This window comes from Microbacterium nanhaiense, from assembly GCF_014646015.1.
Lineage (GTDB): Bacteria > Actinomycetota > Actinomycetes > Actinomycetales > Microbacteriaceae > Microbacterium > Microbacterium nanhaiense.
The window spans coordinates 182,882-207,537 of sequence record NZ_BMMQ01000001.1 but is presented as its reverse complement, the minus strand read 5'-3'; the positions used below and the strand labels follow the sequence as shown (position 1 = coordinate 207,537).

At 70.4% G+C, this 24,656-nt stretch carries 17 protein-coding genes; 6 read left to right on the top strand and 11 right to left on the bottom strand.

What is annotated here, in order from left to right; all coding sequences use genetic code 11:
* Positions 1–19: 19 nt before the first annotated feature.
* The 4 genes from IEX05_RS01080 to IEX05_RS01065 form a co-directional block, all read right to left on the bottom strand.
* Positions 20–409, bottom strand: coding sequence for a hypothetical protein (locus IEX05_RS01080; RefSeq protein ID WP_188699550.1), 390 nt, complete (start codon positions 407–409; stop codon positions 20–22).
* A gap of 53 nt (positions 410–462) precedes the next feature.
* A complete protein-coding gene (locus IEX05_RS01075) occupies positions 463–822 on the bottom strand; it encodes a cupredoxin domain-containing protein (protein WP_188699548.1) in 360 nt (119 codons plus the stop codon).
* A 77-nt stretch (positions 823–899) separates the two neighbouring features.
* Positions 900–3,833: a UPF0182 family membrane protein gene (locus IEX05_RS01070; RefSeq protein WP_188699546.1), complete on the bottom strand. Its 2,934-nt coding sequence runs from the start codon at positions 3,831–3,833 to the stop codon at positions 900–902.
* Between the two features lie 22 nt (positions 3,834–3,855).
* Complete coding sequence (locus IEX05_RS01065) at positions 3,856–4,956, bottom strand: YlbL family protein (protein ID WP_229661050.1); 1,101 nt, start codon at positions 4,954–4,956, stop codon at positions 3,856–3,858.
* 107 nt (positions 4,957–5,063) lie between these two features.
* Here IEX05_RS01065 and IEX05_RS01060 point away from each other — a divergent pair, with 107 nt between their 5' ends.
* Positions 5,064–6,440, top strand: coding sequence for a zinc-dependent metalloprotease (locus tag IEX05_RS01060; RefSeq protein WP_188699545.1), 1,377 nt, complete (start codon positions 5,064–5,066; stop codon positions 6,438–6,440).
* A 799-nt stretch (positions 6,441–7,239) separates the two neighbouring features.
* On the opposite strand, the gene IEX05_RS01055 is transcribed toward IEX05_RS01060, so the two are convergent.
* Together IEX05_RS01055 and nudC are read right to left on the bottom strand one after the other, a co-directional pair.
* A complete protein-coding gene (locus IEX05_RS01055; protein ID WP_188699544.1) occupies positions 7,240–8,940 on the bottom strand; it encodes an ATP-dependent helicase in 1,701 nt (566 codons plus the stop codon).
* On the bottom strand, positions 8,937–9,809 hold the full coding sequence (gene nudC, locus IEX05_RS01050; RefSeq protein ID WP_188699542.1) for an NAD(+) diphosphatase: 873 nt from the start codon (positions 9,807–9,809) through the stop codon (positions 8,937–8,939). The genes IEX05_RS01055 and nudC overlap by 4 nt, the downstream gene beginning before the upstream one ends.
* Before the next feature lie 85 nt (positions 9,810–9,894).
* Between nudC and IEX05_RS01045 the strand changes: the two genes are divergently transcribed.
* Positions 9,895–11,145: a phosphotransferase gene (locus IEX05_RS01045; RefSeq protein WP_188699540.1), complete on the top strand. Its 1,251-nt coding sequence runs from the start codon at positions 9,895–9,897 to the stop codon at positions 11,143–11,145.
* Here the strand turns inward: IEX05_RS01045 and IEX05_RS01040 are convergent.
* Together IEX05_RS01040 and IEX05_RS01035 are read right to left on the bottom strand one after the other, a co-directional pair.
* A complete protein-coding gene (locus IEX05_RS01040) occupies positions 11,108–14,653 on the bottom strand; it encodes an ATP-dependent DNA helicase (protein WP_188699538.1) in 3,546 nt (1,181 codons plus the stop codon). The genes IEX05_RS01045 and IEX05_RS01040 overlap by 38 nt on opposite strands.
* Positions 14,650–17,862 (bottom strand): ATP-dependent helicase, encoded by a 3,213-nt coding sequence (locus IEX05_RS01035; protein ID WP_229661049.1) that lies wholly within the window; start codon positions 17,860–17,862, stop codon positions 14,650–14,652. The genes IEX05_RS01040 and IEX05_RS01035 overlap by 4 nt, the downstream gene beginning before the upstream one ends.
* A gap of 150 nt (positions 17,863–18,012) precedes the next feature.
* On the opposite strand from IEX05_RS01035, the gene IEX05_RS01030 reads away from it, so the two are divergent.
* On the top strand, positions 18,013–18,234 hold the full coding sequence (locus IEX05_RS01030; RefSeq protein WP_188699536.1) for a DUF3107 domain-containing protein: 222 nt from the start codon (positions 18,013–18,015) through the stop codon (positions 18,232–18,234).
* A gap of 55 nt (positions 18,235–18,289) precedes the next feature.
* On the opposite strand, the gene IEX05_RS01025 is transcribed toward IEX05_RS01030, so the two are convergent.
* On the bottom strand, positions 18,290–19,000 hold the full coding sequence (locus tag IEX05_RS01025; protein ID WP_188699534.1) for a ferritin-like fold-containing protein: 711 nt from the start codon (positions 18,998–19,000) through the stop codon (positions 18,290–18,292).
* Between the two features lie 138 nt (positions 19,001–19,138).
* Between IEX05_RS01025 and IEX05_RS01020 the strand changes: the two genes are divergently transcribed.
* Entirely contained in the window at positions 19,139–20,542 is a 1,404-nt protein-coding gene (locus tag IEX05_RS01020) for a DEAD/DEAH box helicase (protein ID WP_188699532.1), read from the top strand.
* Positions 20,543–20,585: 43 nt separating this feature from the next.
* On the opposite strand, the gene IEX05_RS01015 is transcribed toward IEX05_RS01020, so the two are convergent.
* Positions 20,586–21,443, bottom strand: coding sequence for a PHP domain-containing protein (locus IEX05_RS01015; RefSeq protein ID WP_188699531.1), 858 nt, complete (start codon positions 21,441–21,443; stop codon positions 20,586–20,588).
* An 83-nt stretch (positions 21,444–21,526) separates the two neighbouring features.
* On the opposite strand from IEX05_RS01015, the gene IEX05_RS01010 reads away from it, so the two are divergent.
* Both IEX05_RS01010 and IEX05_RS01005 read left to right on the top strand, forming a co-directional pair.
* Positions 21,527–22,537, top strand: a complete 1,011-nt coding sequence (locus IEX05_RS01010) for an endonuclease/exonuclease/phosphatase family protein (protein WP_308423393.1) — start codon at positions 21,527–21,529, stop codon at positions 22,535–22,537.
* Positions 22,538–22,563: 26 nt separating this feature from the next.
* Positions 22,564–23,955, top strand: coding sequence for an aminopeptidase P family protein (locus tag IEX05_RS01005; protein ID WP_188699528.1), 1,392 nt, complete (start codon positions 22,564–22,566; stop codon positions 23,953–23,955).
* Here IEX05_RS01005 and IEX05_RS01000 read toward each other — a convergent pair.
* The gene (locus IEX05_RS01000; RefSeq protein WP_188699526.1) at positions 23,940–24,581 is read right to left on the bottom strand and encodes a YflT domain-containing protein; all 642 of its coding nucleotides are present in this window, start codon (positions 24,579–24,581) and stop codon (positions 23,940–23,942) included. The two genes, IEX05_RS01005 and IEX05_RS01000, sit on opposite strands and share 16 nt — an antisense overlap.
* Positions 24,582–24,656: the final 75 nt, after the last annotated feature.

Genomic DNA, 24,656 nt, shown 5'->3' with positions numbered 1-24,656 from the left:
TGAGAACCCGTGCCGCTCCTCAGAAGAACATCGGCAGCAGCGAGACGATCAGTCCGATTGCCCCGACCGACGCGAAGGCGATCCCGACCGTGCGCAACACGCGGCGTGGATCCGGCGGGTCGCCGACGCGCACGCGGGACGGGTCGATCGTCTGGACGAAACCGTCGGCCCAGCCATCGTCGGTCATCGCGGACTCGTGGCGGCGCAGCGGACGCTCGTGGAAGTCGCCGCCGGCGAACCAGCGGGCAGTGGGTGATCCGTTCCGCTCGATCACCGCGATCTCGATCGGCACCCATTCGCCCTGCACCTGGCGGATCAACATCGCCGTCAGGATCAACGGCAGCCCGATCCCGAGCCCGATCCACGACATCACGTCGCCGACGAGGGCGAAGGCGTCGATCGGTTGCACGGATCCCATCGTACCGACGGGCGCGCGGACGGACGGGAGCCGCGGCGGCGCGCTCACTCCACCGTCAGGGTGCCCTGCATGCCCATCGCACGGTGGTTCGACACCGAGCACCAGAACTCCATGTCCTCACCGACGACGCCGACCTCGATCGTCTCGCTCTGGCCGGGGTTGATGCGTTCCGAGGCCGCACCGTTGCCGAAGGTGAGATCGTGCAGCTCGGTTCCCGTGTTCTCGAACTCCACGACGAGCTCATCGCCGCGCGGCACCGTGATCTCGGACGGCGAGAAGGTCATTCCCTGAACCTGCACGGTGACCGTCGTGGTGTGGCCGGTCGGTTCCGCCTCGGGGCTCGAGGAGCACCCGGACGCGACGGCGCCCGTCAGGAGGACGAGGGCGAGGATCCGCTTCTTCATAGATCTATTCTCGCCCGCCCGGAGACGACGATGGCGCCGGCGGGACCGGGTCCCGTCGGCGCCATCGTCATGGGCCTTTACTCGGAGAGCTCGAGGAGCGTCTCGAGCGCCCGCGTCAGTTCGGCGTCCGCCTCGGCGTAGGCGACCATGTCGCCCTTCTCGAGGGCGGCCGACTTGGCGTCGAGCGCCGTCTTCGCGGCCGCGAGCGCCTCCTCGTAGCTACCCGCCGGCGGGGCGACCGTGCCCGAATCGGGCTCCTCGGTCTGCTCCGGTGCGGGTTCTTCCGCGCCGCCGTCCGTCTCGTCCGTTGGCGCGCCCGTCTCGGGGTCGACCGGGTCGACGTTCTGGTCGCCGGTCTCCGCGCCGGAGTCGCCGCCGAAGAGCTTGTCGAGCGCCTCCGCGAGGGTATCCTCGAACGCCACCTGGTCGCCGAAGGCGACGAGCACCTTCCTCAGCAGGGGGTAGGACGTGTCGCGCTTCGACTGCACATAGACGGGCTGCGCGTAGAGCAATCCGCCGCCCACGGGGAGCGTCAGCAGGTTTCCGGGCACGACGTTCGAGTCACCGATCTGCAGAACGTTGAGCTCGTTGGCGATCTCCTGGTTCGAGTCGAACGCGTTCTGCACCTGTCCGGGTGCCGGGATGGTGCTGCCGGCCGAGATCTCGAGCATGCGCAGCTTGCCGTAGCCGTCGCGGATCTGCCCCGGTTCGCTACCCGCGTCGGAGTCGACCGAGAGGTAGCCCATCAGCACCTGGCGGTCGCCACCATCCGGGATGAACGAGGTGAACATCGAGAACGTCGGCTGTTCCTCACCCGGCATCTGCATCGTCAGGTAGTACGGCGGCTGCAGAGCCTGGTCGTTGCTCGGGTCCTTCGGGGTCTCCCACGCGTTGTCGCGCTGGTAGAAGGCGTTCGCGGTGTCGACGTGGTAGATGCCGAGCATCGACCGCTGCACCTTGAACAGGTCGGTGGGATAGCGCACGTGACTCATGAGATCGCCCGACATCTCGCTGATGGGCTTCAGCGTGGACGGGAACACCTTCTGCCACGTCTGCAGCACCGGGTCCGACTCATCCCAGGCATAGAGCGTGACGGATCCGTCGTATGCGTCGACGGTCGCCTTGACCGAGTTGCGGATGTAGTTGACGTCGTCGACGAGCAGGTTCGGCTGCGGGTTCGCGGAGTCGCTGATGGCCTCCGACAGGCTCACCTGCGTCGCGTACGGGTACGACGCGCTCGTAGTGTATCCGTCGATGATCCACACGATCCGGCCGTCGACGACCGAGGGGTAGGGATCCTGGTCGAGCGTCAGGTACGGGGCGACCTTCTGCACGCGATCGCGCGGGTGGCGGTCGTAGAGGATCTGCGATTCCTCGTTGATCTGGTCGCTGAACAGGATCTCGGCCGACTGGTACTTCAGCGAGTACAGCATGCGGTTGAAGTAGTTGCCGAGGCTGGGGCCACCGTCACCGTTGAACGTCGTGTAGATCTGGTTCTCGGTGCCACCGGAGCCCGTCGCGTAGTCGAGTTCCACCGGGTCCGCACCCTCGGGGGCGCCCACGATCGAGTACGGGGGCGACGCCTCGCCGAAGTAGATGCGGGGCTCGTACTCGGCGTCGGTCAGGAAGCCCTTCGAGGGAATGTCGCCCTCGACGAAGACCGGTTCGCCCTCGTTCGTGCGGGCGTTTCCGCGCGCGGCGACCATACCGTAACCGTGGGTGTAGGTCATGGTCGAGTTGACCCAGCTCTGGTTGTCGCCGAGGCCCTCGAGGTTCAGCTCGCGGAGCGACACGACCGCGTCCTGCGTCTCGCCGTCGATCGTGTATCGGTCGACGTCGAGCGTGTCCTGGAACTGGTAGTAGGGGCGCACCTGCTGGAGCTGCTGCACCGTGGGACCGATGATCGAGGGGTCCATGAGACGCAGCGAGGCGGTCGTATCCGCGTCTCCGCGCAGCTGCCCCTTCTCGACCGTCGTCTCGGCCTCGTACTGAGTGGTCTCGATCTGGTCGAGGCCGTACGCGGCGCGGGTCGCGTCGACGTTCTTCTGGTAGTACTCCGACTGCAGCGCGCGCTCGTTCGGCGTGACCTGGATGGTCTGCACGCCCCACGGCAGCGCAACCGTGACGACCAGCGAGGTCACGATCAGAAGACCCGTCGCGACAAGCGGGTAGCGCCACTTGCCGATGAAGGCCGTGATGAGGAAGAGAACGGCGACGAGCGCCGCCACGATCGACAGGATCGTCTGGCCGGGGATCAGCGCGTGCGCGGCGACGTAATCCGGACCGGTGATGCGGTCGTGCGTCGACACGAGGCTCGCGTAGCGGCCGAGCCAAATGCTCGCGCCCTGGAGCAGCAGATAGACGCCCGCGATGATCGCGATCTGGATCCGCGCGGGCTTGGAGATCGACAGCTCACCCTGCCCGACGCGCACCGAGCCGTACAGGTAGCTGACGACCGCGGTGATGAGGAGGGAGATGAGGGTCGCGGCGAGCGCGAAGCCCACGACGCTCTGATAGAACGGCAGGTCGAACATGTAGAACGACACGTCGAGCCCGAACTGGGGGTCGGTCTCCCCCGCGTCGACGCCGTTGGCCCAGAGCCACGTCGTCTGCCACTGGGTCGAGGCCGCGAAGCCCGCGAAGAAGCCGAACAGCACCGGGATGCCCCACATCGCAAGGCGGCGCAGCGGCTCGACGACCTCCTGATAGCGGTCGAGCTGCGAGCTCAGGCGCGCGTACACGGGTCGAAGACGGTAGGCGAGGAACATGGACAGCCACACGGGCACCGCCATGCCGACGAAGCCGATGGCGAACATCACCGCCCTCGCGATCCACTGCGTCGTGAGCACGGAGGCGAAGTCGAGCTGGCGGTACCAGAGGAATTCCGTGTAGAGGCTCGCGAGGCCGAACAGCACCACGAGAATGACGGCGATGATGGCGACGGTCGCGATTACAATCCGTCTGGTCGGCGATGACGGCGTGGCCGAGTTCTGCGTCGAGTGGGAGGTCACCCTCCCATCCTATGAGTGTCTCCTATGAGCCGGCGCAGGTGGGCAGATTCTCGGTATCGCCCTGAGCGATCGCCTCGACGGCCTCGATCGATTCCTCGAGCGTGGAGGTCGAGATGACCTGTAGCCCGCTCGGCACGTGCCCGACGACCTCGTTGCAGTTGCTCTCCGGAGCGAGGAAGTAGTCGTTGCCCGCGTCCCGTGCGCCGTATAGCTTCTGACGGATGCCGCCGATCGGCCCGACGGTGCCGTCGGCCTCGATCGTGCCCGTGCCCGCGATGTGCTCGCCGCCCGTCATCTCGCCCGGCGTCAGCGTGTCGACGATGCCGAGCGCGAACATCATGCCCGCGCTCGGGCCGCCCACGTTGTTCAGCTGGATCGCGATCTCCACCGGCAGTTCATAGCCGTTCATGAGGCTCACCCCGATGGCCCACGATTCTTCGCCGTCGAGCTCCGTCTTCTCCGGGGTCACCTCGACGTCGCGGGTCTCGTCGTCGCGCTCGATGGTGAGTGTGACGGGCGCGCCCTCCCCCGCGCCGATGAGGTCGCGGAGCTGCATCACGTCCGTGATCTTCTCCCCGCCTGCGGCGAGGATCCGGTCGCCCTCCTCCAGGATCCCCTCCGCGGGCGATCCGTCGACGAGCGAGACGACGCTGATGTCTGCGGGCACGTCGTACCCCAGCGCGTTCAGGGCGGCCGCCGAGGCCTTGCTCTGCGAGTCGTCCATCATGACGGCGTTCGCCTGCTCGCGCTGTTCGCTCGTCTCCCCCTCCGGGAAGATTGCGTCGACCGGCACCACGGCCTGCGAGGGGCGGAACCACGCCAGGGCGAGTTCCGTCCAGGACAGGGGGTGCTCGCGATCTCCCACAACCTGCACAGTCGTGAGCGACAGCGAGCCGCTCGTGTCGTAGGTATCGGCGTCGGCCACGGAGATGAGCGGGACGTCCTCATCGTCCGCGTTCGTGACGTGCCCCAGCGTGTTGAACACGGGACCCGGCTGCTCGAGCACATAGCCGGTCGGCAGGAAACTCATCACCAGGAGCGCCACGATCGACACGATCAGGGCCGATACCCCCACGGTGAGGCGGCGCGACCAGCGGCGTGTGCTCTCGATGGCTTCTGTCACTGCCCGTACCTTCCTCGCTCGCCGAGGACTGCACTCGGCTCAGAGACGTTAGCGTAGTTGTCGTACCCACAGCGCAGGCTGAAGACCGCGGCGAAAGGCGACTCCCGATGAGCGACAACACTCCGGACGACGATTTCCAGGAGATGCTGCGCCGGATGCTCGGCGGGGACCCGCTGGCATTCGGCGGGGCGGGCGGTCTCGACCCCGAGCAGCTCCGCAATATGGGTGTGGATCCGGCGCAGATGCAGCAGATGATGGCCGCCTTCCAGCAGGCGATGTCGGCATCGGACGGAGGCATCCCGTGGGATGCCGCACGAACCGGCGCCCTCCACGTGGCGAATCAGGACGGCCTCGCGATCACCTCCGGCCAGCGCGACGACCTCGCCGCATCGTTCCAGCTGGCCGACCTCTGGCTCAGCGAGGCGACGAGCATCGCCCCGACCGGCCAGCTGCCGGTCGTGCTGACGCGAGGCGAGTGGGTCGAGCAGACGCTCCCCGTATGGCAGGAGACCGCCGAGCCCGTCGCGACCTCGGTCGCCGATGCGCTCACAGAGGCGCTCGAGCAGCAGACCCCCGAAGAGATGCGCCAGATGGTGTCGAATGCGAGCCGCATGATCCGGCAGATCGGCGGTTCGCTCTTCGCGGCCCAGCTCGGGCAGGTCGTGGGGCGTCTGTCGAAGGAGGTCGTCTCCGGCGGCGACGTCGGGCTGCCCGTGCTGCCGGCCGGGGTCGCCGCGATCCTGCCGCAGAACTTCGCCGACCTCGGTGAGGGTCTCGAGGTCCCGCACGACGAGCTCGCGCTGTACTTCGCGGCCCGCGAACTCGCCCACGCCCGCCTCTTCAAGCACGCGAAGTGGCTCCGCCTGCACGTCATGAGCCAGGTCACCGACTTCGCGCGCGGGATCCACATCGACACGACCGTGCTCGACGACCTCGCCGAGCGCTTCGACCCGTCGGATCCGCAGGAGCTGCAGGAAGCGCTGGGATCCGGCGCGCTTCTGCCGCAGCAGACGGACGCGCAGAAGAACGCCCTCGACCGCCTCGAGAACATGCTCGCCCTGATCGAGGGGTGGGTCGATGTCGTCGCCGCCGATGCCGCGTCGAGGATCCCGAGCCTCGAACGCATCGCGGAGGCGACCCGGCGTCGCCGTGCGGTCGGCGGCCCGGCCCAGGACGCGCTGGGAGCGCTCGTCGGCCTGCAGCTGCGCCCTCGCCGGCTGCGCGAGGCCGCATCGATGTGGCGCGCGGTCGGCGATGCCGTCGGGCCCGAGGTGCGCGACGGCCTCTGGGACTACCCGGACCTCGTGCCGACCGCGGAGGACATCGATGATCCGGCGGGGCTCATCGCGCGTCTCGAGGCGTCGGCGCGAGGCGAGGAGGCGCCCCGCGATGAGATGGACGAGGCGCTCGCCCAGCTCTTCGCGGAGGCCGAGGCCGAGGACGGCGACGACGATTCGGGCGAGGGCTCCACGCCGCGCGGATGACGTCGAGCGATCCACAGGCCTCTCCCCCGGGATGGCCTGTGGATAACCGCGCGGCGGGTGCCGAACAGGAGCACAATCGGCGACATGCCGATGATCAAGCTCGACCCCGCCTACCCGGTGCTGTGGCGCGATGAGCACAGCGTGCAGATCGGTGTGCACCCGGTTGTCTGCACGCTCGACGATCCGCCGCTGTGGCAGCTCGAATTGCTCAACGTCCTGGTGCACGGCGTCGCACCGGGTCAGCTCGCGGGCCTCGCGCTCGCGCTGGGTGGCGACCCCGCCGAGGCCGCCGCGCTCGTCGCGCGGCTCGGATCGGCGCTGCGCGAGGTGGGCGCCCCGCGGGAGATCTCGCTGCTCGTCACCGAACGCGTGCCGCACGCCGCCGTCCTCCGGGTCTTCGACGCGCTCACCGACACGGGCCTCGCGCCGGTGCGGCGCACCGCCGGGGAGGCCGCCGCGCGACCGAACGTCGCCGCCGTGATCGTCTCGACGGGCCTCGTACCGCCGTATCTCGCGAGAGAGCTCGTCTCGGCCGATGTGATGCACGTCCCGATCGTGCTCGACGCACAGCGCGCGGTCGTGGGCCCCGCCGTCCGCCCCGGCGCCACGGCGTGCCTCGCCTGCCTGTGGGCGCACGAGACTGACCGCGACCCCGCCTGGCCGATGCTCGCGAGCCAGCTCGTCGCGCGGCGGATCCCGGACGGCCCGTCGCGATCGATCGCCGGCTTCGCCGCCGCGCTCGTCCCGCAGGTCCTCGATTCCGTGTCACCGGGCTCGGACCGCAGCCGCTCGGTCGAGCTCAGCCGCGACGGCCGACGCCGCTGGCGCTCGCACGTTCCGCACGCAGAATGCCTGTGCCGATCTCAGCCAGGAAACGAGACGGAGATCGTTCGCCTCGACCCGTCGCGCGCGCCCACGAGATCGAGAGCGTCTGCTCGGCACGAGTGATCCCCACGTACGCGAGGCGCCGCTCCTCGTCCACGGCCTCGAGCGTGGACGCGTAGGAGATCGGCAGCAGTCCCTCCGACACGCCGACGAGGAACACGTGGGGCCACTCGAGGCCCTTCGCGGCATGGAGCGTCGCGAGGGTGACGGTGTGCATGGCCGGCTCGTGCTGATCCTTTGCCCGCGCCAGGAGCTCGTCGGCGAAGCCGCGCAGGCTCCGCTGCGAGCTCGACTCGGCGAGACGGATGATCGCCTGCCGCGCCTCCCACGCGTTCCGAAGCGCACCGCCCGCGGCGGGAGCCTCGTCGACGTGGCCGAGGCCCCGGAGGACGTCCCGCACCGCGTCGAGGAAGCCGAGCTCGCTGGGCGCCACCGCGGCGCCGCGGATCGCGAGGATCGCCTGGCGCACCTCCGGCAGATCGAAGAAGCGGGTGCCTCCGAGCACGCTCGATGCGACCTGCGCATCCGCGAGCGCCTGTTGGAGGAGCGCCGACTGACCGTGGGCGCGGTAGAGCACCGCGATGTCGTTGGCCCGGACGCCGCCATCGATTAGCGCTCGAATCCGCGACGCGGTGCCCGCCGCCTCGGCCGCGTCGTCTGCATACTCGACGACGACCGGCTGCGGGGCCCCGGGCTCTCGGGTCGGTCGCAGCCGAAGCGCGCCCGGGCGATCGCGCATCAGCGCGTTCGCCGCGTCGAGGATCGGTGGCGCCGATCGGTAATTGTGCTCGAGTCGCACCACGGTCGCGTCGGGATAGCGGGTGCCGAACTCGAGCAGGTGCTTGGCCTCGGCCCCCGTGAAGGAATAGATCGTCTGGCTCGCGTCGCCGACCACGCAGATGTCGCGGCGATCGCCGAGCCACAGCTCGAGCAGGCGATTCTGAAGCGCCGACACGTCCTGGTACTCGTCGACGGTGAAGTGCCGGTACTGCTCCCGGATCGCGACGGCCACGCGCGGCTCCGCCTCGATCATGCCCGCGCATGCGAGCAGGACGTCCTCGAAGTCGAGCTGGCGGCGCTCGTCCTTCAGCTTCTCGTACGCGGCCATCAGATCGACGAGTGCCGACGCGCCCACTGATCCGATCGCCCTGCCGAGCGCGGCGTAGTTCTCGATCGACCGCATCGTCACCTTCCGCCACTCGATCTGCGCGGCGATGTCGCGGAGCGTGTTCGTGTCGGGGCGGATCCGCAGAGAGTCGGCGGCATGCGCCAGAAGGCGCACCTTGTTGTCGATGATCGAGGGGGCGGTGTCGCCCGCGACGGTCGGCCAGAAGTAGTTCAGCTGCGAGAGCGCGGCGGCGTGGAACGTCTTCGCCTGCACGCCCGTCACGCCCATCTGACGCAGGCGCCCGCGGAGCTCGCCCGCGGCCTTCGTCGTGAACGTCAGCGCGAGCACCCGGTTCGGCGTGTAGGTGCCCTCGTCGACTCCGTGCGCGATGCGGTGCGTGATCACGCGCGTCTTTCCCGTGCCGGCGCCCGCGAGGACCGCCACGGGCCCGCGGAGGACCTCGGCGGCGCGGCGCTGCGACTCGTCGAGGGCGTCGAGCGGGCTCACTTCGCGTCGTACCAGGCGCGGATCAGGTGGTGCGCGACAGAGGCCCCGCCCGGCAGCCGCACGTCGAGCTCGCCGGCGAGACCCCGTCCGATCTCCTCGCGCATGAACCAGCGGGACGCGATGATCTCCTCGCCGTCGGGCTCGACCTCCGATTCGTCTACGACGGTCGCATGGAATCCGAGCATGAGCGACCTCGGGAACGGCCACGCCTGCGACGTGATGTAGCGGAGCTCGTCGATGCGGATTCCGGTCTCTTCGAGCAGCTCGCGGTGCGCCGTGAGCTCGGCGGATTCGCCCGCCTCGACGAAGCCTGCGAAGCAGGAGAACATCTCGCCCTTCCACGCCGCGTTGGCCCCGAGCAGCAGCTTCGTGCGATCGCGATTGGTGACCGCAACGATCACCGCCGGGTCCGTGCGAGGGAAGTGCTCGCGGCCGCACGACACGCACCGGCGCGCCCAACCCGACGTGGTGACCGCCGCGTCGTTGCCACAGCGGGGACAGAAGGGCGAATCGACCAGCCAGCGCCCGAGCGCCAGGCCTGCAACGACGAGCGAAGCCTCGAATCCATCGAGCGAGGCCCCGACCGCGCGGTACGGTGCCCACTCGCCGCGGACGAGGGACGGCGCGTCGCCCGAGTGCACGGCGAGCAGGATCCCCTCGCCGGCACGCCCGCGCCCGAGGAACGCCCAGGCCGCGCCGTCCGCCACCTCGTCCGGATTCGCGAACGCCACCGAAGCGGCCTGAATCGGTGCGCTGTCGCCGTGGATCTGCAGCACGCGCGTCGCCGGGTCCCGCTGCAGCCGCTCGATGAGATCGTCCTCGGTGCGCTCTCGCGCGCTGGTGTCGAATGCATCGGCGAGATCGATCATCGAGGTCCTCTCGGTTGTGGCTTCCTGCGCGGATTCCTGCGTGGCGTGGTGGCCGCTCGCATGCTTGCCACCTAGTCTGGGCGGCATGGCACGTTCCCTTCTCACTCTAGCCGCGGCCGCTTCGGCGGCCCTGCCCGATGTCGAGATCCAAGGGGTGCGCCAGCTGACCACGGGCACGACCGGCCGCTACGACGCCGCCCTCGTGTCCGTGCCCGGAGGAGAGGATCTCGTCGCGCGAGTCCCCACCTCACCCGATGCCCTCGCCGACGTCGAGAGCGAGCTGATCGCGCTGCGCGCGCTCACCGCCGGCGCCCGCGAGATCATGGGATTCGACGCGCCAGAGCTGCGGGGAACCGCCCCCTTCGATGACACCCGCGTCATCGTGACGAGCTACCTGCGCGGTTATCACGTCGAGGCCTCGCACATCCCCGCCGGTCGGGGCGTCGCCGATGCCATCGGCCGCGCTCTCGCGCGCATCCACGACCTGCCGCAGTCCGTCGTCCGAGGTGCGGGTCTTCCTGTCCGCTCCCCCGCCGACGCGCGCGCTGACCTCGAGCGCCTGCTGGACGCGGTGGGGCGCAGCGGGCGCGTTCCCGTCCGGCTGATGGTGCGCTGGCGCGAGGCCGTCGAGGACGACCGGCTGTGGGATTACGATGCCCGGGTGGTTCTCGGCGGGACCCAGTCGACGTCGTTCGTGCTGCGTGATTCGCCGGACGGCACCCCGGAGGTTGCGGGCGTGCTGGACTGGCAGGGGCTCTCGATCGGGGATCCCGCGCTCGATCTGCACTGGAGCGCCGGCGCGCCCGACGCCGTCGACGACATCTTCGCCGCCTACGCGGCGGCCTCGGTGCGCGCGCCCGACCGGGCACTGCGCGTGCGCGCGCGCCTGCACGCCGAACTGGAGTTCGCTCGGTGGCTCGTGCACGGCATCGAGACGCACCGACCGGACATCGTGGACGATGCGGCGGATCTCATGGACTCGCTCTCCGCCGGGCTCGCGGGGGACGCGCTGCTCGCGGACCTGCCCCACCGCGACCGCGGTGACATGAGCGAGGCCATCGCAATCCTCGATCGCGTACCGCGCGACGTGCGAGCGGGCGCGGACACCTCCATGCACACCGACGCGTTCAATCCGGCCGATCTGTCGCTGCACACCGAGGAGGTGTGGGACTCGGCGCCGCCCCGGACCGCCAGCGAGCGGGCGAGTGCCGACGCCTCGACGGAGGCCGTCGACGTCACGCAGCCGGTCGCGCCCGCCCGGCCCTCCGCGGAAGCGGACGCCACGGATCCCTCCGACGCTACGCAGCCGGTCGATCTCCGCGACGACCGCTCGTAGCCGCGCGCCAGCGTTCGATGATCTCTCGCTCGTCGGCGGGGTGCTCGTCGCGGAGCACGAGGTCATCGGCGACGTAGTAGAGGACCGCGTCGATCGAGTCCAGCGGTACCCCGTGCCGGCGGTGATAGGCGAGGCGGTACAGCGCGAGCTGCAACATGCGGTCCGCCCGCTCGGCGGCGGTTCGGGGCGCCCGGCCCGTCTTCCAGTCGACGATTTCGATGCGCTCGCCCCGCCGATAGACGGCGTCGAGCTTGCAGATCATGATGTGCGGAGGACGCCCCTCGTCGAGCTCGAGCGCAAAATCGATCTCCGTCTCGACCTCGATCGGTTCGAGCCCTGCCCATTCGCTGCGCTCGAACGTCTCCCGCAGTGCCTCGAGGTCGCGTTCGTCATCGTCGGTGGCGGCGACGGATCCCGCCCATTCGTCGCCGTCGTCGAGATCCCACAGCGCGTCGTCGACGGAGGCGGCGGAGCCCGAGAGGCCGGAGCGCTGCTCGACCCACTGGTGGAACAGGGTGCCGAGACGCGTCTGGCGGAAGGGCCGCTCGGGCATCGGGCGCTCGAGCTCGCCAATCGTCGCGTCGAAATCGACGACGTAGTCCTTGAACTTCGACGCGGGCACGCGGGCCGGGATTGACATCGTCCGTGCCCGTCGCTGCTCGTCGCGCTCCGCGATCAGGCGGCTGATCTCCGGGCTCTCCTCGATCGGCGCGGCCTCGCGGACGGCGCGAGCCGCCGCTTCGACGACTGCCCGACGTGCCCCCAGCGGGTCGAGGGGCCACGTCGCCTGCGCACCCGGGCCGCCGTACGGGTTCTCGGCCTCCTTGTCCCGCGGGGCGATGCTCGCGCGGGCCCGCCGCAGCCGCTCGGCGTAGAGTTCCTGGACGTCCTCTTCCTCGAAGAGCGCCCGGTCGTCGCCGGGCTCTCCCTCGTCGACGCTCCCCGCCCCGACAGCGCGGATCCGCCCCTCGAACTCGTCGAGGATCTCCTCGAGATAGGTGCTCGCCGGGCGCGGTCGCGCGTGACCGGCCCAGTGGGACCCCGTCAGGAGGAGGTGCCCGCGGGCGCGCGTGACCGCGACATACGCCAGGCGACGGTCTTCGTGCTCGGCGGCGTCACGAACGCCGCCGCGGAAGCTCTCGAACGCATCGGCGAGTTCCGCCGTCAGCTCATCCCGCGTCTCGTCGGTCACGATCGCGGGGGCGGCCCACTCGAAAACGGGGCGCGCGGCGGCGTCTCCGCGGAACGGATCGGGCAGATGACCGAACGAGAACCCCGCGGCGAGCTCCCGCGGCGTCGAGGGAAGCTCCCCCGCGACGAGGCGCACGACCGCGACGGCGTCCCACTCGAGGCCCTTCGAACCGTGGATCGTGAGGAGCTGCACGACGCCCGGCTCGGGCGGCTCGCTGCGCGGGGCGAGATCGTCCGCCCGCTCCGCCTGATCGATCCACGCCAGCAGGCTACCGAGAGTTCCGCGTTCGTCGATCGAGAGGAACCCCCGCACCTCATCCGCAAAGGCGCGGAGCTGAAGGTGCGATGACCGCGCGGATCCGCGGGATTCGTTCGCATAGAGCTCGATGTCGAGCCGGAGCTCCTGCTCGATCATGCGGAGAAGTTCGGGAATCGGTGCCCCGGCGGCACGGCGCAGGCGTTCGATCACCTCGGCGGCGTCGCGAAGTCGCGCGCGCCCCTCGGGCGTGAAGCCCTCGAGCAGGCGATAGTCGTCGGGGCTCCGGCGCAGGAACTCGAGGGCATCGATGATCGAGACCTGCTCGTCGATGCCCGCCGAGGCGCGTATACGGGCGCGCACCTCATCGCTCAGCGGCGCGAGGGAACCGTCGCGCCTACTGAGCGCCTTCGCGAGGTCGTAGAGCGCACCCATGTCGGCGACACCGACCGCGAACCGCGGTCCGATGAGTAGCCGGATCAGGGCCGACCCCTCCGCCGGGCTGTGGATGACCCTGAGCGCCGACACGACGTCGACGACCTCCGGGGCGGACAGCAGCCCGCCGAGACCGAGGATCCGATGCGGGATCCCGCGTTCGGCGAGGGCGTCGGCGAACTTCTGCATGTGCTTCTTGGCGCGGAACAGGACCGCGCCGGTGTGCGGCTTGCCGGACTTCCCGGCCGCGGCATGCTCTGCCCGGCGTTCGTCGAACCACTCGGCAACGGCCGCCGCCTCGTCGTCGACGGTCTCGGGGTACCGCACCTCGAGGTCGCCGATGCCGGCCCCGGGGTTCGGCTCGAGCGGCGGGACCGCGATGGTGCCTGGATGTGCGAGCGGGGCGACCAGGCGATTCGCGGCGGCGAGGACCACGCGGTCATTGCGCCAGCTCGTCATGAGGGCGTACGTCCTCGCCGCCCCGTCGCCGGCGAACTCGCGCGTGAACGCGTGCATGTTGTCGGAGCTCGCTCCGCGCCAACCGTAGATCGACTGGTTCGGATCGCCCACTGCCATGACCGCAAGCCCCCGGAACATCCCCGCCAGCAGCCGCGTCTGTAGCACCGAGGTGTCCTGATATTCATCGAGCAGCACGACCGGGTACTGCTCTCGCAGCTCGCTCACGACGTCCGGTGCGCTCTCGATGACGTCGAGCGCCCCCGAAACCTGGTCGGCGAACTCGAGCAGGCCCCTGCGCTGCTTCTCCGCCGTATACGCCGCGACCAGATCGAGGAGCATCGGCAGCGCGACGAGCGCCGCGTGCGCCTTGTCCCAGTGCTTGTCTCCCCGTGCGGTGAGGAACGGTTCGAAGTCGGCCGCGCGGCGCGCCGCCCACCGGCGCACGGCATCCGGATCGACGCGGTTGTCGAGAAGCGCGGCGGCCAGGCGCTGCACGTCCTCGACGATCGTGTTGGGCGAGCGCTCGAGGTCGACGAGGGCGGGGTGCGTCGACGAGACGACGACCCCGCGGGCGAGCAGCCAGGCCGCCGACCCGCTCAACACCTCGGCGTCGGGGTCGCGCCCGATGCGCGACGCGTTCTCGCGCACGACCGAGTCCGCGAAGGCGTTGTACGTCGAGACGCGAGGCCGGTTCAGCAGCGCATCCAGCACGTGATCTTCGCCACGGCGCGGAATCCCCCATCGCGACGCGAGCTCGTCGAGCACCGCGCGACGGACGGTCGCGCGCTGCGCCTCGGTCTCTGCCCGGGCGACGCGCGCGAACTCGGGCGCCGCCAGGACCTCGCCGAGGCGGGGCAGGAGGCCGCGCGTCTCGAACTCGTCGAGCACGGCGAGGCGGCGCGAGATGCGCTCGGCGAGCTCACCCGCGGCCTTGCGGGTGAACGTCAGCCCGAGGATCTGATCGGCGCGAACGAAGCCGTTGGCGACGAGCCAGAGGACACGGGCGGACATCGTCTCGGTCTTGCCGCTACCGGCGCCCGCGACGACGAGTGCGGGTTCGAGCGGTGCCTCGATGACCGCGCGCTGAGCGGCCGTCGGGCGGTGCTGTCCGAGGGCGTCCGCGATCTGGTCGGCCGAGATGGCGGGGACGCCGGGGGCGGTGGTCATGCGCTGACTGCTCCGATCGTGTGGATGCGGCAGATCGGCGTGAATCGTGCGCCGTGGCAGTGGTCCTCGACCGCCGCTGTGAAACTCGAGGCGGCCATGCCGCGCGCGGCCTCCGCGACGCGGGTGAGGAACTCCTCGCGGTCATCGCCGAGGAGCGTCTGCTGATGCGCGACGCGGTAGTCGCTCTTCGCGAGCGTCTTCGAGACGACGACCAACCGTGCCCCGGCGAGCGCGTCGGGCCGCGCCCCGCCGACGAGTCCCTGCTCGACCGCGATCTGATAGGCCGCTAGCTGCGCGTCACCCGCGACCTTCGCATCGGCGACGCGTTCCTCGCTCTTCCCGCTCTTCAGGTCGACGACGACGACCCGCCCGCCGGATTCGTCCTGCGCGCGCATCGGCGTGAAGCCGCGTCCGCGCGCCGCGGCGTGGTCTCCGGCCGCCACGGGGTACTCCTCCACGCGGTCGATGCTGCCGCTGATGACCGCGTGCCCCGCGCGGTGGGCGTCCGCGCCGTGGACGATCGACCCGTCGGCCACCGATACGGCGTACTGGAAGTCGGCCTCGGAGGCGATCACGCGCCCGCCCTGCGACCGCACCTGCTGGAGATACGAGTCGAGTCGCTCGATGTACTGGTCGATGCGGCGGCGCTCCTTCTCCGCGATCCATGGCGTCTCGAAGTCGAGCTCGCCCCAGCGCTCGTCGACGACGGCGCGCATCGCGTCGACGCCGCCCTCGGGGACGCGCTCGAGAGCCGCGTGCAGAAGCGTACCGAGCCCCGCGCTCGGCGACGTGACCGTGTCGCCGCCCAGCGAGCCGATGGCCCACTCCAGGCCGCAGGCCTCGAAGCCGTCGATGCGCGACGGCGACACGCTCACGAAGGTCGCGTCGAGGTCGCGCAGGGGCGCGAGCGTCGATGCCGGGCGTATGCCGTACCACTCGTCGGGATCGGCACCGGGCACGCCGTGCGCGGCGAGCACTCGGAGCTGAGCCGCCGCCTCCGCGCGCGCCGCGTCGTTCCGAGAGCTTGTGAGGAGCCGACGGTAGTGCCCGACAAGACCGCGGAGCGACAGTGGATGCTCGGCCCCGTCGTCGGGGTCGAGTGCGGGGGGCAGATAGCCGAACAGCGGGCTCGGCGATGACCCCTCGTCGTCGACGGCCGTGACGAGCACCTTCGTGCGCGCCCGGGACAGTGCGCGAACGAAGAGGCGGAGCTCGTCGTAAAGCGCCTGCCGGCGCCGGTCCAGAGTCGCGGGTTCCGGCATGGGCGTTCCATCGCGGTGCGCGCGCACGGCGTCGGCGAGGCGCCACGTGCCGAGCAGTCCGCCGCGCAATCGCGTGTTGGGCCAGACGCCGTCTTGGAGGCCGGCGATCACGACGACGTCGAACTCGGTCGAGAGTGCGTTGGCGGGCGTCATCAGTGCCACCGTCGCGTCGCGCTCGGGCGCCGACAGCGTGTCCTCGGGAACGTCGCTGTCGAGAATCTCGCGGATGAAGTGATCGGCGCTCTGGCGTGGGTTGCGCTCGATCGCCCGCTTTGCGGCGGCGAAGAGAGCGACGAGACCGTCGAGGGAACGCGCGGCGTCGCCGGCCGTCGGGCCGGGCGAGGTCGCCTGACGCCGCCAGACGTCCGCGAGACGCCTATTGCCCGCGAGGCGCGCGCGGTCCCAGACGTGCCAGAGGAGCTCGTGGATCGTCGCTCCCTTCTCCGCCATCTCGTGGACCTGGTGCAGGGTCGTGGCGAAACGCTCGGCTCGGCGCCCCTCGTCGGTATCCAGGGACGAGAACAGAACGGGATGCGCGAAGCCCTCGGCGAGCAGTTCACGCGCGGGACGGGTACCGGCGGCCTCGAGCTCGGCGTGACGCAATCCTCCGCGAAGACGACGAAGAGCCACGCCGTCGAATCCTCCGAACGGCGTGCGCAGCGCCTCGACCAGCGCGTCGACGCCGCGCCGGTCTCGCGGCAGGAGCGCGAGGCGCACGAGCTCGAGAATCTGCCGAACGGTGCGCTCGCTCCCCAACGGGCGCGGGACGCCGGAAGCGCGGGTCGGCACGTCTCTCGACGCGAGCTCGGATTCGAGGGCGACGAGCTGCCGGGTGTCGTGTGCGATGACCGCCATCCGGCCCCAGGGCACGCCGTCGCTCAGGTGCAGTTCGCGCAGGGCTCGCGCGATCTGATCGTGCTCCTCCCCTGGGCTGGGCGCCTTCACAACCCGGACGTCTCGCCACTGCTCGGGCTCTGCTCCGGGCGCCCGTCGATGCTCGACGCGGCCGCCCGCGCCGATCGCCTCGGTCGCCCGGCGGACGAGCCAGCCGATCTCCTCCGACGATCGATGCTGGCCGCGCAGCACATGCACATCGCCCAGCGCGTCCACGAGGGCAGCGAAGACGTCCGGCCCGATACCGCGGAACGCCCCCGACGCGATGTCAGGATCGCCGGCGGCGAGCACCGCGACACCCCGCGCCCTCAGAGCGCCGACGAGCGCGACTCCGCCCTGCGTGAGCTCCTGGGCATCGTCGACGAGCACCGCGCGGATCCGATCGATGCCGGGCAGCGCGCCGCCACGGACCAGCGCCTTCCGCGCCGCGCTCGCAAGCTCGGCCGCCCCCATCGAGTTCGTGCTCATCCGGCTGAGAACGGCGCCGTACTCGCGCGTGAGGGCGGCGATGGGCGCCCATGCGCCGCCCGCGAGCGCGGCGAGCTCCTCGCGCGACACGTCGAGCTCGATCGCCGCGTCGAGGAAGGCCCGCAGCTCGGAGCGGAAGTCCTTCGAGCGCCGCACCGTCTCGCCGAGATGCTCGGGCCAGGGGATGCGCGGCGCGTCGATGTCGCCCTCGATCACCTGCGAGAGGATGCGGTCCTGCTCGGCGCCCGTCAGCAGTTCGGGCGCCGGTTCACCGCGGAGCGTCAGCTCGGCGCGAGCGATCTGGAAGGCGAAGGACCCCACGGACCGCGCGAGCGGCCCGGGCGTCGCGACGCCGACGCGCTGCGCGAGCCGATCGCGCAGCCGCGTCGCCGACGCACGGGATGGCGTAAGCACGAGCACCTGGTCGGCACCGAAGGCCGCGTCGGCTCCGCCGACCAGACGCGCGACGCGTTCGACCAGCACCGCCGTCTTCCCGCTGCCCGGCGCACCGATGATCGTGCCGCTCGCCTCGGAGGGCAGCTCCAGCACCGCTCGCTGTTCGGCATCCCAGGTGATCTCGCTCATGGGTTCCACGCTAGTGAGGACCACCGACAAAGAAACGATCCCGCCCGCGCGTTCGCCCTCAGCGTGCGCCGCCGCCGCGCCCGAGACGCGCGGATAGAGTGGATTTCGCGCCCCGATCGGGGTGAGTCAGCACGACGAAAGGCACGACCCGTGGATATCCGCATCGGAATGATGAACACCGGCCGCGAGCTCAACTTCTCCTCGGACGAGACGGCCGAGGCCGTCGCCGCCAGGGTCGATGAGGCCCTGACCGCGGGCACGACGCTCACGCTGAACGACGCCAAGGGATCGACCTACATCGTTCCCGCGACGGCGCTCGCCTACGTCGAGATCGGCTCGCAGGACGTTCGCAAGGTCGGCTTCGTCGCCTGAGTCCGCCGCCACGAGCCCCGGCTGAGGCGCCCGGTCGCCGCGGATCGGCCGGGGCTCAGGCGGACAGCCCGAGGGCGCTCATCCGCTGCGAGTGCGCCGCGATGAGCGCGGTGAAGACCGGCTCGACCTTCTCGGCGTCATCGGAATCGTGCGCGGGAAGCAGGGCAGCGCGCGCGACGAGCAGGGTGTCGCCGACCAGGCGGCGGGCCCACATCGACAGCAGACCGCGCATCTCCTCATCGGCATCGATCGTCGCCCTGAGGAGCTGCGTGAGCTGCTGACGGTCGTGGTCGGCCCCCAGGATCCGTTCGACCCGGCGCCCCGTCTCCCCGTAGCTCGACGCGAGCGCGAGATAGAAATCGTCGAGGATCCCGGCCGTGATGTGCACCGTCAGCATGGTCTCGCGCTGACGGGATCCGAGCGTCGAGGTGCGGAACGCGTCGAGGCTCGCGCGGAACGGCTCCATCGCCTCGGCCGGATCCACGCCGCGGGCGCGGATGATCTCGACGATCTCGCGGTGCTTCGCGAGAGCGGCGCCCGCGGCGAGCGACAGCGCCTCCTTCTCGACGAGCTCGGGGGTGCGGCGAATCAGGCGCGTGAGCGTCTCGAAGTACCCCAATTGCAGGTACGCTGCCTGGCCCAGGAACACCATGACGTCGGGCGCGAGCTCCGCGAAATCGACGCGCACGGCGTCGCCGATCTCGCCCCGTGCCCGCAGACGCAGCTTGCGGACGGGCCTGCGACGCTGCCAAAACCAGTTCACCACGATCACCAGGGTACGCTGGAGACAGCCCCGGCATGGGATCGGGGCCCCGCGCCTGTGGCAGATGAGTAGAGGCGTGGACATCTCCACCGGCGGCGGCCGCGTCATCTGGCGCCGCGCCGTCGAGACAGGCACTCACACATGACAACGTTCGCGGATCTCTCCGTCGATGAGGACATCGTCGCCCAGCTGGCGACTAAGGGAATCGAGAATGCGTTCCCCATCCAGGAGCAGACGATCCCGATCTCGCTCCCCGGGCAGGACGTCATCGGCCAGGCGAAGACCGGAACCGGCAAGACCTTCGGCTTCGGCATCCCCGTCGTGCAGCGACTCGGCAAGGACCCGGAACCCGGCGTGAAGGCCCTCATCGTCGTGCCGACGCGCGAGCTCGCGACCCAGGTGTACGAGGACATGGATCTGCTCACGGCGGGCCGCTCGACCAGCGTCGTCGCGATCTACGGCGGCAAGGCCTACGAGGGTCAGATCGAGCAGCTCCGCGCGGGCGCGCAGATCGTCGTCGGCACGCCCGGCCGTCTGATCGACCTCGCGGGCCAGGGGCTCCTCGACCTGTCGGGCGCGACCGAGGTCGTCCTCGACGAGGCCGACAAGATGCTCGACCTCGGCTTCCTCGCCGATATCGAGAAGATCTTCCAGCGGGTCGCAGCGAAGCGGCACACGCAGCTCTTCAGCGCGACGATGCCCGGCCCGATCGTGGCGCTTGCGCGCCGCTTCATGTCGAACCCGATCCACATTCGCGCGACGGACCCCGACGAGGGCCTCACGCAGGCGAACATCCGCCACATCGTCTATCGCGCGCACCAGCTCGACAAGGACGAGGTCATCGGCCGGATCCTGCAGGCGAACGGCCGCGGAAAGACCGTGATCTTCACGCGCACCAAGCGCCAGGCGCAACGCCTCGTCGACGAGCTTACCGACCGCGGATTCTCCGTCGGCGGAGTGCACGGAGACATGGGGCAGGAGCAGCGCGAGCGCTCGATGGCCGCGTTCAAGGCCGGCAAGAAGGACGTCATGGTCGCGACCGATGTCGCGGCGCGCGGCATCGACGTCAACGACGTCACGCACGTCATCAATCACACGATCCCGGACGACGAGAAGACTTACCTGCACCGCGCGGGCCGCACGGGTCGCGCGGGCCGCGAGGGCATCGCCGTGACCTTCGTCGACTGGGACGACCTGCACAAGTGGGCGCTCATCAACCGCGCCCTCGACTTCGGGCAGCCCGAGCCCCTCGAGACCTACTCGACCAGCCCGCACCTCTACGCCGACCTCGACATCCCCGAGGGCACGAAGGGGCGCATAACGACGGCGCCGAAGAAGGACGACAAGCCGGCGCGCGAGCCTGGCCAGCGCACGCGCCGCCGCCGCTCGTCCGGATCCGCCGGCGCGGCATCGACCGATGCGCCGGCCGAGGGCCAGGGCACGCACGACGGCACCGGCAAGGAGCACCACGACGGTAAGCCCTCCCCGGCACGCCGCCGGCGCCGCAGCCGGCGCTCCTCGGGCCAGGGCACGCAGGGCGCATAACGACGCCTCGGGCGGCTCTCCTTCGGGAGGGCCGCCCTTTGCGTTACGCCAGCACGGGCTCGGTGCCGCGGGCGGCGCGAACGATCCGTTCCAGCATGTCGGGTGCGGTCGTGTGCTCGCCGGGACGGTTCGGCTTGCCTGCGGCGCCGTGATAGTCGCTCGATCCCGTCACGATGAGGTCGTGCGCCGTCACGATGCGCTCGAGATGCGCGACGCCGGCCGGGGTGTTCTCGCGGTGGCCGAGTTCGAAGCCGCCCAGACCGTCCTCGATGAGGCTGCGGATCACGTCGTCGGGCAGCATGCCGCGCCCCGCCGGATGGGCGATGACCGACACGCCGCCGGCACCGTCGATCGCGCGCACGACCTCCCCCGGGTCGGGCGCATCGTGTCCGACGTAGTAAGGTCCCGCCGGGTGCAGGATGCGGGCAAAGGCCTCCTCGCTCATCGCCACGACGCCCGCGGCGATGAGCGCGTCGGCGATGTGCGGGCGCCCGACGGTCGCATCGCCCGCGCGCTGCGCGAGTACATCGGCCCACGTCACGGGAAAGTCGAGCGCGATGAGCTCCGCGATCCGCTCGGCCCGTCCGACCCGGTCGTCGCGCACGCGCGCCATGAGGCGCGCCAGCGCCGGTGATGAGGGGTCGGGCAGGTACGCCAGGACGTGCACGCTCCGCCCGCGGTGCTTCGCGCTGAGCTCGATGCCGGATACCAGCGCAAGCCCGTTCGCGCGCGCGGCAACGGCCGCCTCCTCCCAGCCCGCGACGGTGTCGTGGTCCGTCAGGGCGAGAGTTCGAACCCCCGCCTCCGCGGCACGCTGCACGACCTCCGTCGGCGACTCCGTGCCGTCCGAGAAGGTGGAGTGCAGATGGAGGTCTGCGGGGGTCGGGAGTAGGTGTCGCACGAAAGGATCCTAGGCCAATGCGCAGGTTTCCCCCGCCCGTGCCTGCGGGTTTTCCCAGCGCCCGTGCGTAGGCTCGCCCCGTGATGCGTTCGTTCGGTGTCCTCGTAACGGTCATCTTCGCGTGCGTCGCGGCCGTCCTGACGTGGCCGCAGTTCTTCCGACTCGAGCACACGATCGGCATCGCGCACATCGTCGCCCTGCGGGGCGCCGCCGTGACCGGTTTCGCCGTCCTCGCGGTGCTCTTCCTGCTGCTCGCGGCGTCGCGCCGGATCCGCGGATTCGCCGTCTCGATGGCGTTCGTGAGCGTGCTCGCGGCCATCTGCGGCGGCGTCACCCTCGGCCTGCGCGGCTATGGATCCGACACGCTGCCGGACAAGCTCGATGACAGCGTGCGGGTGATGGCCTGGAACACGGCCGGCGAGGCGACGAGCGCGGAACAGATCGCTCAGACCGCGGTCGCGATGGAGGCGGACATCATCGCCCTGCCCGAGACGACGGAGGCAACGGGCGAGCAGGTCGCGCTGCTCATGCGCGATCTCGGCCGCCCCATGTGGGTGCACACCGAGGCCTACAACGAAGACATCGAGCGCGGTCCCGACGCGTGGCAGACGACGTTGCTGATCTCGCCGGACCTCGGCGACTACGCGGTGATCGAGGCGTCTTCCGACGGCACGACGGTCCTCCCCTCCGCCGTCGCCATGCCGGTCGACGGCACCGGCCCTATCGTGGTCGCGGCCCACGCGGTCGCGCCGCAGCCCCGCTACCTCGACCAGTGGCGGCACGACCTCGCGTGGCTCGCCGACCAGTGCGTCGACGGCAACGTCATCATGGCGGGCGATTTCAACGCCACCCTCGACCACATGGCGCGCCTCGGCCAGGGCGATGCCGACATGGGCTACTGCTACGACGCCGCCTCGCGCACGGGCAACGGTGCCGCCGGCACCTGGCCGACGTCCGTTCCCGAGCTGCTCGGCGCGCCGATCGATCACGTCATGGCGACGAGCAATTGGAGCATCAGCGGATCCGCCGTCGTGGGGAACGCCGACGGGAGCGACCACCGGCCGCTCGTCGTCCAGCTCGACCCGGCCGGCTGATCAGCGCGAGTGACTACCCTGGTGTCATGAGCGACACCAGCGAATCCACGACGTCCGACAGCAACACGAATCGCCGTCAGCCGTTCCCCCAGGGTTTCCTCGACACGATCGGAACCGGCTGGGCGGACCGCACCGACGAGATCCCCTCACCGCGCGAGTCCGCGCCGTTCGCCGCTGCGCGGCGCGCGGCCCTGAGCGCACAGTTCCCGGGCCGCCGGCTCGTGATCCCCGCGGGCGGCTTCCGTCAGCGCTCGAACGACACCGACTTCCCCTTCCGCGCGCACTCCGCCTTCGCGCATCTCACGGGCTGGGGATCCGACGCGGTCGCGGACTCCGTGCTGGTGTTCGCGCCGAACGGCGACGCGCACGACGTCACGCTCTACCTCCGCGACCGTGCCACCCGCGATACGCCGGAGTTCTACCGCGACGCGACCATCGGCGAGTTCTGGGTCGGCCCGCGCCCCTCTCTCGAGGCCGTCGCCGCCGACCTCGGCATAGCAACGGATCACCTGGAGAACTTCACGCCGGGCGACGAGGACCTCGTCGTCGACGAGCACGAGGGGCTCACGAGCGCCGTCAGCGAGCTTCGTCTCGTCAAGGACGAGTACGAGATCGCGCAGATGCAGCTCGCCGTCGACGTGACCGCGAAGGGCTTCGACGACATCGTTCGCGAGCTGCCCCGCATCATCGAGCACCCGCGCGGAGAGCGCGTCGTCGAGGGCGTGTTCCACCTCCGGGCACGGACGGATGGGAACTGGGAGGGCTACGACACGATCGCCGCCAGCGGTCCCCACGCCTGCTACCTGCACTGGACCCGCAACGACGGAGCCGTCGTGCCGGGCGATCTCATGCTCGTCGACGCCGGCGTGGAGCTCGACAGCCTGTACACCGCCGACATCACCCGGACGATCCCCGTCAGCGGTTCGTTCACCCCCGTTCAGCGCAAGGTGTACGAGGCGGTGCGCGAGGCCGCCGACGCGGCGTTCGCTGCGGCGCGGCCCGGCATGCTTTTCCGAGAGCTCCACGACACCGCGATGAAGGTCATCGCCGAGCGCACGGCCGAGTGGGGTCTCCTGCCGGTGACGGCGGAGGAGGCGCTCGACGCGGACAAGGGCGGCCAGCAACGCCGGTACATGGTGCACGGCACGAGCCATCACCTCGGCATGGACGTGCACGACTGCGCACAGGCGCGGCGCGAGATGTACTACGGCGGTACCGTCGAGGCCGGCATGATCTTCACGATCGAACCCGGCCTGTACTTCCAGATCGACGACGAGACGGTGCCGGCCGAGTATCGCGGCATCGGCGTGCGCATCGAGGACGACATCCTCATGACCGAGGACGGCCCCGTCAGCCTCTCCTCGGCGATCCCCCGCACCGCGGACGAGATCGAGGCGTGGGTTCAGTCGCGCGACTGAACCGGCGCCTCTGGCGCCGTCCCGGGCTCGGTGGGCTGCTCGCCCGCCGGGCCCGCGTTCGTCTCGGGCGCCTGGGGAGCCGTCGGACGGGGCAGGTCGGTGATGCGGACGCCGTACTGCGGCGGATCCATCGACGGCGGGCGCGAGACGGTCGTGCGCGGCTTCGTCGTCCCGAGGATCTCGCGCGACTTCGCGGTGTACGTGCCGGCGACCGTCACCTCGTAGCGCTCGGCGGTGATCGCCATCATGCTCGCGTAGTCGCGGCGGCGGCGCACGAGCGAGTAGTTGAGGATGCGCATGGCCATGCCGAAGGCGACGCCAATGAGGAGCACGCCCCCGATCATCGCGATGCCGGCCTCGGGAACCCAGATCACCGCGAAGGCGGAGATCAGCATGCCGAACAGGAGGCCGTTCAGCGCGCCCTGCCATGCCGCGCGCCCCCAGCCGAGCTTGCCCGTGACCTTCTCGACGGAGCGCAGGCCCTTGCCGACGATTGCGATGTCGCGTGCGGGGATCTCCTTCTCGATGAGCTTCGACACCGCCCGCTGCGCGCCCTCGTATTTCGAGTAGGTCGCGACGGTCTCGCCCACTTCGGGGGTCGGCAGCGTCATGTTCATCATGCTCATGCTTCCATTGTCCCACGGGGCCTCGCGGCGGGCCCGGCGGGGCCTATGCGCCTCCTGTGAGAGTGTGTAGCTCCG

Coding starts and splice junctions, on each gene's coding strand:
- IEX05_RS01040 (WP_188699538.1), bottom strand. CDS start 14,653: ATGACCACCGCCCCCGGCGTCCCCGCCATCTCGGCCGACCAGATCGCG.
- nudC (WP_188699542.1), bottom strand. CDS start 9,809: ATGATCGATCTCGCCGATGCATTCGACACCAGCGCGCGAGAGCGCACC.
- IEX05_RS01035 (WP_229661049.1), bottom strand. CDS start 17,862: ATGAGCGAGATCACCTGGGATGCCGAACAGCGAGCGGTGCTGGAGCTG.
- IEX05_RS01000 (WP_188699526.1), bottom strand. CDS start 24,581: ATGAGCATGATGAACATGACGCTGCCGACCCCCGAAGTGGGCGAGACC.
- IEX05_RS01060 (WP_188699545.1), top strand. CDS start 5,064: ATGAGCGACAACACTCCGGACGACGATTTCCAGGAGATGCTGCGCCGG.
- IEX05_RS01075 (WP_188699548.1), bottom strand. CDS start 822: ATGAAGAAGCGGATCCTCGCCCTCGTCCTCCTGACGGGCGCCGTCGCG.
- IEX05_RS01010 (WP_308423393.1), top strand. CDS start 21,527: ATGCGTTCGTTCGGTGTCCTCGTAACGGTCATCTTCGCGTGCGTCGCG.
- IEX05_RS01005 (WP_188699528.1), top strand. CDS start 22,564: ATGAGCGACACCAGCGAATCCACGACGTCCGACAGCAACACGAATCGC.
- IEX05_RS01020 (WP_188699532.1), top strand. CDS start 19,139: ATGACAACGTTCGCGGATCTCTCCGTCGATGAGGACATCGTCGCCCAG.
- IEX05_RS01045 (WP_188699540.1), top strand. CDS start 9,895: ATGGCACGTTCCCTTCTCACTCTAGCCGCGGCCGCTTCGGCGGCCCTG.